The sequence below is a fragment of the Alkalihalobacillus sp. MEB130 genome, from assembly GCF_032335535.1.
In the GTDB taxonomy this organism is placed as follows: Bacteria; Bacillota; Bacilli; order Bacillales; family Bacillaceae_D; genus Halalkalibacter.
On the sequence record NZ_JAOANA010000013.1, the window covers coordinates 64,382 to 76,142 of the forward strand.

The following is an 11,761-nucleotide window of genomic DNA, read 5'->3' on the forward strand; positions in this document are numbered from 1 at the left end:
ATTAAGCAGCTCCTTTTTGTTTTTATTTAGATTGCAATGTTTAAACGATTGCAGACACTCCACTCTCACCTGTACGTATCCGAATTGCTTGCTCAACCGATGAGATAAAGATCTTGCCATCTCCTGCTTCTCCAGTTGCGCAGCATTTCTGAATAATCTCTACTAGAGAATCCACTTTATCTTCATCAATAACAAGTTCAACTTTCACTTTAGGTAATAATGTTATCTCGAAAGTATTCCCTCTAAAAATTCCTTGTTTGCCTTTTTGAACCCCACATCCTCCAACTTCAGAAACGGTCAACCCTTTTATACCAAACGTTTCAATTTCTTCTCGAAGATACTGAAAATATTCCGGCCTTATAATAGCCTCGATCTTTTTCATATTCATCCCTCTTTCAATTAAGATACTATATATATACTCCCATAGAGAGTTATCAAAAAATACGAGATACTTTTATATCGTGAGAGAATGCCACATTATATGTAATGAATTCTTCCGACATATTCTCACAGTAGGAAACAAGATTTGATAGAAAAAGAGAACAACGAATTGTTCCCTCTCTCTCTTTGTCTTGCTGCACTACTTACATGGTTTTTATATTCGCAAAGCGGTTCAATCGTAAAAACGAGATATCGCTACTTGTTTCCCCGTCTATAGATAAGTCACTTAAAATCTTGCCTATTACACTAGCAAATTTAAACCCATGACCAGAGAAACCTCCAGCTACTATGACATGATCGTATTTTGGATGATAATCAATTATAAAATCGTGATCAGGCGTATTGGAGAACATACTAACCGCCCCTTTTAGTAAATCCCCTGGTGCATGTGGCATAAAATGTTCTAAAAACGAACGGATATCCCCCTCATCATCAGCATAATAACCAAATTCCCGATTAACAGTATCTGGATCACAATCGTATCCTTGGTCCATTCTTCCTAGTTTTAGCCCTCCTCCATCAAAGTCCGGAAATCCGTAATAATGACCAATTGAATCCGTGTCAAACACAAAGCAAGGAAAATTGTCTCCATATAAACGTTTCCCAGAAGGCTTAAACCATCCAATGGTTTTTCGCATAGGGGTTATAGGCAATTCCATCGGTTGCAATAATTTGGAAATCCATGCCCCAGCTGTAGCAACTAGCTTTGCAGCTGTATACACCCCATTGGGCGTTGTAACTTGAACTTCCTCATCCTGAACATCTATTGCAAGGACTGCTTGGTTTTCAAATACATCAGCACCAAGCTTCATTGCTTCTTCTTTATATGTTTGAATGCATTCTTCAGATAATAAAAAACCTGAATCTGGATCATAACTACCAATATAATCGCCTGGTATTTGAATACCCGGCCAACGTTGCATAATCTGTTCTGCATCCAATTTCTCATACGGCAAATTATATTGGATGGAACTATCGATTGCCTCTTTGACAAAGCGAGATTCAGAATGTCCAACTGTTAAAGCACCTGTTTTTTTGTATAATTCTTTTCCCGTTTCCTTCTCCAATTCATACCATAGCTTTAAAGATTCTTGTACAAGTGGAACATACTTGCCACCATTCCCATAGCCAATACGTAACATTCTCGTGTGACCGTGGTGGCTCCCAAATGTATTAGGAATAGAAAATTGATCAATCATTAACACGTTCTTTCCTTTTTTACTTAAATAATAGCAAGCAGCAGAACCCATTGAGCCTCCACCTACCACAATAACATCGTATTTACTCAAAACGATTCATCCCCTTAGATTCGTTTAGCAATATTAATTTTCTTTTAAGTACTTTTCGATTTCCCAAGAGCTAATTTTTTCGTTGTACTCTGCCCATTCTTCTTTTTTCCTCTTAATGTACGTATTCATAAAGTCATGACCTAAAGATTCTATTAAAACTTCATTTTCTTCTAATTCTATAATTGCCTCTTGTAACGTAGATGGTAACTTACCAATTTCATTACCTAATACACTTTCCAATTCTGAATTTTCTGAAATTATTAGATCTGGATTGACCTTTTTTTCAATACCATCTAAACCAGCTGCTAAAATTGCTGCTGAAGCAAGGTATGGATTGGCATGATTATCCATTGCTCGGAATTCAATTCTACCTGCGCCTGGACAACGAACAAGCTGAGTCCGATTATTCCCACCATACGAAATAAGATTCGGTGCCCACGTTGCTCCTGAACTCGTAGACATCGCTGTTAAGCGTTTATACGAATTAACAGTGGGGCAAACAATGGCTGTTAGAGATTTGGCATGTTTTAATATTCCACCAATAAAATGGTAACCAAGCTCTGATAATTCATTCCCCTTTGGATCTCCTGTATTCTTAAATAAATTCTGACTTCCATTCCACAGACTTAGATGCATATGACACCCATTACCAGTTAAATGAGAAAAAGGTTTCGGCATAAACGTTGCAACTAAATTTCTCTCTTCGGCCATACTCCTAACCATATATTTAAAAAACATTAATCGATCAGCAGACGTTAATACATCCGCAAATTCAAAATTCACTTCAAACTGCCCATTTGCATCTTCATGATCGGCTTGAGAAACGTCCCATTCTAACTCTTCCATATAACCAATTAAAGTACTAAGAAAGTCATAGTTTCGCATTAATGCTACTTGGTTGTAACAAGGCTTATTAGCTACATCAAATGGATCAGCAGGAGTAATAGTACCCTGATCACCTTCTTTTAAAAGTGAAAATTCTGGTTCAACCCCTGTCTTCATTTCATAACCGAGTTTCTTCGCTTTTTCCATTACATTTAATAGAATCGTTCTTGTACAATAAGACCAAGGAGATCCATCTTCTGTCAACGTCCCAGCAAACCAAGCTAAGTCCTTTTGCCATGGCAAAATTGTCATAGAACGTAAATCTGGAATACATAAAATATCAGGATCAGTTGGTCCATGCCCTAAATCCCCGACAGCAAAGCCGGCAAACCCGGCTCCACTCTCAAGAACAGTAGAAAGTCGTTTGGAAGGGACTAATTTAGCTCTTGATGATCCATTTATATCAGAAAAAGAAGCAAGTAAAAATTGGACATTACCCGTTTCCATTTTCTGTTTAATTTCCTCTACCATTAACGAATTACTTGTAACAACACCGTTCATTTTCTTCACCTTCCTAACCAATTTCTTTTTTATTTTGTTACTAATTCCTTTGTTTCTGTCGAATGTTCATATCTCGCCCAATATGGTTTGCGGCTCCCCATTCCAACGATAGGCACCCCAGTAATCATAGATGTATTCATTGTTAAAGAGCGCAAATCTGTTGGATCTAAATCTCCAACTTTGCTTTTTCCACACGAACGAGCAAAAATTTGCATTTCCATGGTGATGGAATTAATGTAGTTTTCGGCACGATCTGCAGCTTCTTCTGGATCTAGACGCTTCATTAGTTCAGGATCTTGTGTCGCAATTCCTACTGGACATTTCCCTGTATGACAGTGGTGACAAGCTGAAGGAATGGTTCCTAGCTCTTTGTAATCTTCCACATAAAGAGATTTATTACAGTTAAGAGCAACTAGCATTGCTGTTCCAATGTAAACGACATCAGCTCCTAATGCGATCGCTTTTGCTGCGTCGGCTCCGTTTGCAATTCCTCCTCCAATGATTAATTTCACTTCGTCTTTCATACCAATCTCATGCAACGCTTCGGCCGCTTCAACGACAGCAGCCACTGTTGGAATTCCCGTATGATCTAGTTGGATTTCTGGGGAAGCAGCGGTTCCACCCTCCATTCCATCAATAACAATCGCATCAGCTCCGGCTTTCGCTGCTAGTTTTACATCATCATAGACTCTTCCGGCCCCTACTTTAATAAAAATTGGCACTTCATAATTAGTAGCGATTCGGATTTGATCGATTTTCACACCTAAATCATCAGGACCCATCCAGTCTGGATGACGACAAGGACTTCTTTGGTCAACACCAAGTGGAAGATCACGCATATTGGCTACTTCTTCTGATACTTTTTGTCCAAGCAACGTTCCCCCAGTTCCTGGCTTAGCACCTTGACTCACAACAATTTCAACTGCATCTGCTCGTTTTAAATCATATGGATTTAAGCCGTATCGACTTGGAAGTAATTGATATACTAATTTTTCAGATGCTTCTCGCTCAACAGGGTGCATCCCCCCATCACCTGTACAAGTACTAATACCACAGCGAGTTGCTGCTATACCTAAAGCCTTTTTGGCATTGGCATTTATCGCTCCAAAACTCATGCCAGCTACCATAATAGGTGTTTCTAGTACAAGTGGTCGCTTCACCTTACCTTCTCCAATAACGACTCTTGTATCACATTTTTCTCGGTACCCTTCTAATGCAACTCTCGATAGTCCAGCAGGAGTAAATACCAAATCATCAAAAGACGGCAAATCAAGGCGCTTTGTTGCTTGGCCTCGTATACGATAACGACCAAGTTCAGCTTTTTCTTGGATTTCTTCTATTTTTTCTGCACTCCATACTTTGCTTTTTCTTATAATATTGTTTTCCATATGCCAAACTCCTTTTTATTAAAGTTATGAAGCATTCCGTTACAAATGATCTTCTTAAATGCAGGAGGCGCTTTTATCCCGTAGCTCTCAAGGAGTGCTTTAATCTCCATGTATTCTTCGTCAAGGAGCTCAACAATTTCCGTTCCATTACCCAGCTCTGAGATCTCACCAGCGACGTAAATTTCACCAGCATACATGGAATCACCAAGAGCTTTTCCTGCATTTCCACAGATAATCATTTTACCTTTTTGCATCATAAACCCTGTCATGTACCCAACATTACCTCCAACTATTAGCGTTCCACCTTTTAAGCCAATACCTGCCCGAGCACCGACACTTCCTTTGACAACCACCGTTCCGCCACGCATGGAAGCAGCTGTTGAAGAGGCTGCATTTCCTTCAACGACAATCTCTCCATGCATGAGATTTTCTCCGATTGCCCAACCTGCATTTCCTTCAACTTTTGCGGTTACATAATCACATAGACTTACAGCATAATAACCAACATCGCCTTTATAGATTAAGTTGATTGGGTTGGTAATCCCAACACCAAGATTATGACGAGCTTGGGGATTTTCTATAATGACTTCCTTTACACCTTGTTTTGCCGCCTCCGCAATTTGCTCATTTATTTCTTGTAAAGGCGTTACTTCACAATCAATAAAAACAGCTTCTTTTACAGATTCCATATCATAACCTCCTCTGATCCAGGCTCAAATACACTTAAATTTTTTCCAAACCCATTCGTAATGGCCATACTTTCCGATGCGAAAGCAACAAAGTCATCAGTTTCAGCAATGACCATCGGCTTCATGCCAAATGGCTCTTTCGCTAAACCAACTTGATTTGGAGTAATCGCGATGTAACTGAACGATCCATCCAAATCCTCTAATGACATCTCCATGGCTTCTTTCAAGTTCAATCCAGATTTGATTTTATCTACTAAATACACTGCAATCACTTCTGAATCATTTCCAGTGATGAATGTATATCCTTGGTTCTCATATTTACTACGCAGTTTTATATAATTGGTAATATGACCGTTATGGATAATGGTTAAATCTTTCCCTGTATGACAAGACAATGGTTGAGAATGAGAAATATCAACTTTGCTTTCTGTCGCCATTCTGGTATGTCCAATTGCTACTTGACCGTCATACTCTGAAATTTTAAACTGTGCTTCTAAATTTTCGGCTCCACCTAAAAACTTTAAAACTTCCAATTGATCACCGTAGCTTGCTACAGATACATCCTGATCAATATTGTTTATTGCTAATATCAATTCTTCTTCATTATCAACATCTTTTACGATGGCTCTTACATAGCTTCCATGGTCAGAAGATTGGTCAATCGTCACATACTCTGTTAATAGATTGATTACTTTCTCACCATTTCCCGCTTTGTCATAGTTCACATCAATGTATAATGTGTTATCAGCTTTTGGATGTAAGAGAGCTACGCCCGTTGAATCTGGGCCTCTTCTACATAAACTCTCAAGCATCTTTACAACAATTTCACCTGTCTTTTTCTCATGAACTGAATTTTTATAAATGAGTCCTCCAATACCACACATCTTCATCCACCTCATCCAAATTTTTTATGACTCTTTTATGTCTAGGTTTAGATTAACATTGATTATTCCCACTTTTCAGTTTTTTCGCTCATCATGTGAGAGAAGCTTTGTTTTGTTTGTTAGGTTTTCTCCTTTTTAACTTTTTTGATAATTTATAGAACGTTTCTATTAAAAATGTTTTACTGATCGAACCACCCTAATTCCTCTGAGACGTCACAGGAGGCTTTTGTTGTTAATTTAATAAATTCATGCAATCTAGTTCCAACAAATCGGTGCTCAGGTCCCGCTACACTAATCGAACCGACTACTTCATTTTCCCAAGAGAATATAGGAGCTGCGACACTCACTGTTCCTTTAGTAGTTTCACCATGAGATAAAGCAAACCCCTGGGCCTGAATGATGTCTAATTCTTCCATTAACTCATCTTTGTTCGAAACGAATCCTAATTCATCTAATTCTTTAATAATCTTCTGTCTTTTTCCCGTCTGTAAAAAAGCAAGTATAACTTTTTTGGATGCAGCAACACAGAGTGGTCTGCGCATTCCGACAGGTTCTGTAATTTTTAATAGTTGAGGTGAATCTATACAATCAATAAAGATTCCATCATGACCTTCGGGGACCGTTAAGTAGACACTTTCCTTCGTTTGCGATGCTAACTTTTCCATTATAGGTAATGCAGTATTTCGAACAGATAGGTTATCTCTAATTGATAAACCTAGTTCCATTATTGATAATCCTAATTTAAATTTCTTTGTCTCACGATCTCGTATTACGAATCCAACATCAGATAAGCAACCAAGAAGTCGATGTACCGTTTGTAATGGCATGTTTAGCTTTCGGCTTATTTCTGTAACACTCCACTCTTCTTTGTCTTCAGTAGGCTTAATAGCAGTTAAAATCGAAATGGTTTTTCTAATGACTTCAGCCAAAATAATCCCTCCCATTTCCAAAATAAGGATTAAAAACTATTAAGAAATTTCAGAATTTAATTCGCAATCTAAGGCTAAAAGTGTGTGAAGAAATACATTCGCTACCTTTTCTATGTCTTCCATCCTACTAAACTCCTCTGGACAATGACTCCTCCCGTCGATACTCGGTACAAAGATCATTCCACTTCTAGTAATAGAAGCCATATGAGTCGCATCGTGACCCGCCATACTGCCGAGTAACAGAGATTCATACCCTAAATGTTTTGCTGCTTCTTCCGTTTTCTTGATTAGAAGTGCATCCATTGGCGCAGGGTCTTGATTAAGAAGTACAGAGCGATCAATCCGAACGGAACGGTTTATTTGAATTTGTTTCACATCATTTTCCCATTTTTCTATAACATCTTTCATTTCTTCCTTTGTTTTTCCTCGAACTTCTAATGTAAATCGAACCTCTGCTGGAATAATATTTGCGGAGTTAGGTAACACCATTAATTTCCCAACTGTTCCGACTACTTCATTTTCTGGATATTCGGAGCAAATTTTTTCAAGTGCTAGCACCATTTCTGAGGAGGACGCTAATGCATCTTTTCGATCATCCATTAGTGTAGTCCCTGCGTGATTGGCTTCTCCAAAGACCGTCACTTCTTCACGATAAATTCCTGTAATCGCTGAAACAACACCGACTGGAATCTGATGGTTGAGTAGTCTTTTTCCTTGCTCAATATGTACTTCCAAGTACGCAGCTAGTTCATTTGGGCTTCGCACAGACCTTTCAAAATGTGTCGGATTTCCACCAGCACCCTTCAAAGCTTCTGTTAATACGTTCCCTGCAGAATCGATTACTTGTTCAATGTCCTTTGTTTTCAGTTTACCTGTTATCGCTCGACTTCCAAATGTCGATAACCCAAATGGATTTGGTTCTTCAGCACTAAACGAAACGAGCTCAAACGGATGTCTTGTTTTAATTTGGTTTTCTTCAAGCACTTGCATAACTTCAAGAGCCATTAACACTCCTAAAGCCCCGTCATACTTCCCACCATTTGGTACGGTATCAATATGGGAACCAAAAGTAATAACAGGCAAATCATTTAATTGCCCTTCTTTTTTAGCCCAGATGTTAGCAGCTTCATCTACCCTAACCTGAAGGTTTGCTTTTTTTAAAGATGTTTTTAGCCAATCCCTTGCCTCTAGTTCAGCTTCTGTAAACGTAGTTCGGTCCAATCCGCCGTTCTCATTCTTTCCAAAGGTAGCTAGTTTTTCAATCGATTGACGCAATCTCTCACTGTTAATACGATACTGAGTCATTTTCATTTTCTAAACCTCCCCTTTCCATCTAACTCAATTGCTTTAACTGGAATAATCTCACATCATTTTCTTATTACAAATAAATAATAACCATATATTGAGAGAATTAGAGTTTTTTTGTAATGTTATGTGACAGTGAAGTATTTTCCCTATTACAAGTTACAGACTAAGACTGTCTTATAAGATGGTAAAAAACAAAAATCACGGAGCCCCTGTCTACACCGGACTCCGTGATTTTAAGATTCAATTTTTATTTTACTTCCTTCATTTTTTCTCAGTGTATTCCGAAATGACCTTCCTAATATTTAATCTATACTAGAAACCCACTTATCCAAATAACTGTGGAATCCACGTTGTGACCGCAGGCACATATGTAATGATAAGCAGGATTAGAAGAGATATGGCAACAAACGGGATAATCGCTCGGACTAAGCGCTCATATTTCACCTCTGCTATAGAGCTAGTTGTAAACAAAACATAGCCAACTGGAGGTGTAATTAATCCAATCGTTGCATTAATGGCTATGATTACCCCAAAATGTATAGGATCAATGCCATAGGCTGACACAATTGGCATTAAGATAGGGACAAGGATAATAATAGCAGCCATCTCATCCATAAACATCCCGATAACAAGGAAAAGAATGTTGACTAACACCAAAAACATTAGCGGACTTGTTGCGATCGACATAATAAAATCCATGATTAAATGTGGAATACGTTCCATTGCCATTACCCAACTAAACAAGCTAGCATTCACGATAATAAATGTAATGATCGATGTATTTACAGCTGTATTGATGAAAACTTTCGAAAGATCACTCCATTTTAACTCTTTATAGACAAACATCCCCAGAATAAATGCAATTAAACAACCAATAGCTGCTGATTCAGTTGGTGTGAATACCCCCGTTAAGATCCCCCAAATTATAATCACAGGAATTGATAAGGATGGAATCACTTGAAGAAGATATTTAGCAATAACAGCAGCACTGGCCCGGTCTGTTTTTTTGAAATTATACTTAAACGACAATGCGTAAATCATTCCAACAAAGGCTAGAGCGAAGAGCAAACCAGGGATAATCCCTGCTAGAAATAACCCATTGATTGAAACACCTGCTAAGACACCGTACAAAATAAAAATCATACTTGGTGGAATAATTGGCCCCATTAGCGAAGATGATGCTGTGAGAGCAGCACTAAATTCCCGTTTGTATCCTTCTTTTTCCATTTCAGGAACCATCACTCGGTTCATAATAGCTGATTGGGCGTTAGCTGATCCTAAAATAGAAGCTAAGAAAACATTCGCTACAACATTAGCATAAGCCAAACCACCTTTTAAATGCCCCATTAATAAACTAAGAGATTTGATAATCCGATTAGACACTCCTCCTTGGTTCATTAATTCCCCTACTAACATAAAAAGTGGTATGGCTAATAATCCATACGTTTCCACACCATTAAACATTCGTTGAGGTGCAGAAGTCATTAGATTCAAACTATCCGTAGCAAGCATATAAATAACACTACTAATTCCTAATACGATTGCTATAGGAAATCCAAAAGCTAGTAAAATTAATAACGCTATCCCGGCTATCAGCATCTAATCACTTCCCATTTCAAGCTTCAAACTCTGTTTTGAATGCAAAATGTTGTGTAAGACAAATAAAACGTTAATAAACATCGTTAATGGCAATATGGAATAGGGAATCCACATCGGTACACGCATAGCCGCAGATACACGGTTTGCGACATTGTTTGATGTAATCCAATCAAACGTATAGTACAAAATAATAAATGAAAATAGTAAAATAGCAATTTGAATAATGATATATAAATACAATCTTAACGTAGTATTCAGTTTATCTTTTAGAATCGTAATGGCTGGTAGCCGATCATGCTTAATGCAAATACTAGCCCCTAAAAAAGTTATCCAAACTAACATGTATAAAGCAAATTCATCTGCCCAAAAAATGGGAGCACTGAGAACATACCGAAAGATAATATTCAAAGACATTACAATAACTAATGCAGCAACAGAAAATACAATAATGCCTTTTAACAATTTTTCAATCAACATCATGACGCGATCAAAATACACTATTGATTTTTTTACCATTCTCAACATCTCCCCCTTTCAAAAGTTATATATAATGGAATAGGTAAGCCGGCTTTACCTACTTCGCCGGCTTACCTGAATGTTCCAACTAAAATATTTATCTTCCAGAAATCTCATTCCCTTTATCAATAAAGGCTGCAATTATTTCACTTTCAGCATTATAAGCTTCTTGCATTTCTTGAGCTAGGGTAAGAATCTCATCTCTATTTTCTAATTCATGAATTTCTACACCATTTTCCTCGAGTTCTGCAATGTCCAAATCCGTCCGTTCTTTCGCAAGTTCCACATTAAATGCTTCCGTGTTCGCATATGCTTCTTGGAACAATAGTTGATCTTCTTCTGATAAAGTATTCCAAAAATCAGCATTTACTAGACTTGCTCCTCCCCATGCGAAATGGTTCGTTAACGTAACATGCTTAGCAACTTCATAATGCTTTCCACTTAAGATTGACGTTAAGTCATTATCGACGCCCTCAATGACTCCTTGTTGCAAAGCACTAAACACTTCTCCAAAGCTCATTGGCGTAGGTGATGCACCAATTCGATTATACCAATCCACAATTGTTGGACTCGGAACAACACGAATTCGTTCTCCCTGATAATGAGATAGTTCAGTAACCGGATCTACTGTATTTAGCTGCCTCATACCATTTAACACATAACCAAGTGAAACAACATTATCAGGCTCGACTAAATCTAAAATTTGTTTTGCTTCATCGGTTTGTCCCATTTCGTACGCCTGGTCTAAATTATCAAACAGATAAGGAACAAACCAAGCACCAAATTCTTCATATGAACCCGTTAAATTTGCTAAACTACTAAACATCAAATCAATATTTCCACTTCCTAATTGTTGATACATATCGGCTTCTGTACCAATCTCTCCATTTGGATAAATCTCTATCGTATATCGACCTTCAGATAATGTTTCAATTTCTTCTTTGAATTTCTCAGCTGTAATATGCCACACGTTAGATGTATCCATTAAATGAGCCATTCTCAAAACGGTTGTTTCTCCTACAACCGCATCATCTGAATCATTAGTAGACTCACCAGGTGTTTGGCCCGTATCTCCACTGGATTCACTTGAACCACAGGCAGCTAGTACAAGCATGCCAATAAAAACAAACATGAACAGCATTGTTCTACGAATTCCCATTAATTCCACCCCTATTTTTATATTGTTTCTTTTTAGGCTCTACTCCAACTCTCTCAATTCTAGATAGGAAAGAAACAAACAGAAGCCCTTTTTTAGTGTTTCAATAAACCCCTCTCCGATTAATAGTAACTTGTTTCCTCATAATAATTATCTCATAACTCTGAATGTTGTAA

General features: G+C 37.8%; 11 protein-coding genes. All 11 read right to left on the reverse strand.

The window, feature by feature from the left end; all coding sequences use genetic code 11:
• Positions 1-40 precede the first annotated feature (40 nt).
• A complete protein-coding gene (locus tag N0O92_RS14050; RefSeq protein ID WP_315615303.1) occupies positions 41-382 on the reverse strand; it encodes a P-II family nitrogen regulator in 342 nt (113 codons plus the stop codon).
• Positions 383-584: 202 nt separating this feature from the next.
• Entirely contained in the window at positions 585-1,730 is a 1,146-nt protein-coding gene (solA, locus tag N0O92_RS14055; protein WP_315615304.1) for an N-methyl-L-tryptophan oxidase, read from the reverse strand.
• 33 nt (positions 1,731-1,763) lie between these two features.
• Complete coding sequence (glnT, locus tag N0O92_RS14060) at positions 1,764-3,116, reverse strand: type III glutamate--ammonia ligase (RefSeq protein ID WP_315615306.1); 1,353 nt, start codon at positions 3,114-3,116, stop codon at positions 1,764-1,766.
• Positions 3,117-3,145: 29 nt separating this feature from the next.
• Complete coding sequence (locus tag N0O92_RS14065; protein ID WP_315615307.1) at positions 3,146-4,504, reverse strand: FMN-binding glutamate synthase family protein; 1,359 nt, start codon at positions 4,502-4,504, stop codon at positions 3,146-3,148.
• Positions 4,486-5,193 carry a GltB/FmdC/FwdC-like GXGXG domain-containing protein gene (locus N0O92_RS14070; RefSeq protein WP_315615308.1) on the reverse strand — a complete coding sequence of 236 codons (708 nt, stop codon included), beginning with the start codon at positions 5,191-5,193 and terminating at the stop codon, positions 4,486-4,488. Before N0O92_RS14070 ends, N0O92_RS14065 begins: the two co-directional genes overlap by 19 nt.
• Positions 5,181-6,077, reverse strand: coding sequence for a class II glutamine amidotransferase domain-containing protein (locus N0O92_RS14075; protein ID WP_315615309.1), 897 nt, complete (start codon positions 6,075-6,077; stop codon positions 5,181-5,183). The genes N0O92_RS14070 and N0O92_RS14075 overlap by 13 nt, the downstream gene beginning before the upstream one ends.
• A 179-nt stretch (positions 6,078-6,256) precedes the next feature.
• Positions 6,257-7,006, reverse strand: a complete 750-nt coding sequence (locus tag N0O92_RS14080) for an IclR family transcriptional regulator (RefSeq protein WP_315615310.1) — start codon at positions 7,004-7,006, stop codon at positions 6,257-6,259.
• Between the two features lie 39 nt (positions 7,007-7,045).
• Entirely contained in the window at positions 7,046-8,317 is a 1,272-nt protein-coding gene (locus N0O92_RS14085) for a Zn-dependent hydrolase (protein WP_315615311.1), read from the reverse strand.
• A 321-nt stretch (positions 8,318-8,638) separates the two neighbouring features.
• Positions 8,639-9,913 (reverse strand): TRAP transporter large permease, encoded by a 1,275-nt coding sequence (locus N0O92_RS14090; RefSeq protein WP_315615312.1) that lies wholly within the window; start codon positions 9,911-9,913, stop codon positions 8,639-8,641.
• On the reverse strand, positions 9,914-10,429 hold the full coding sequence (locus N0O92_RS14095) for a TRAP transporter small permease (RefSeq protein WP_315615313.1): 516 nt from the start codon (positions 10,427-10,429) through the stop codon (positions 9,914-9,916). It lies immediately after the preceding gene.
• Positions 10,430-10,526: 97 nt separating this feature from the next.
• Complete coding sequence (locus tag N0O92_RS14100) at positions 10,527-11,588, reverse strand: TRAP transporter substrate-binding protein (protein ID WP_315615314.1); 1,062 nt, start codon at positions 11,586-11,588, stop codon at positions 10,527-10,529.
• Positions 11,589-11,761 lie beyond the last annotated feature (173 nt).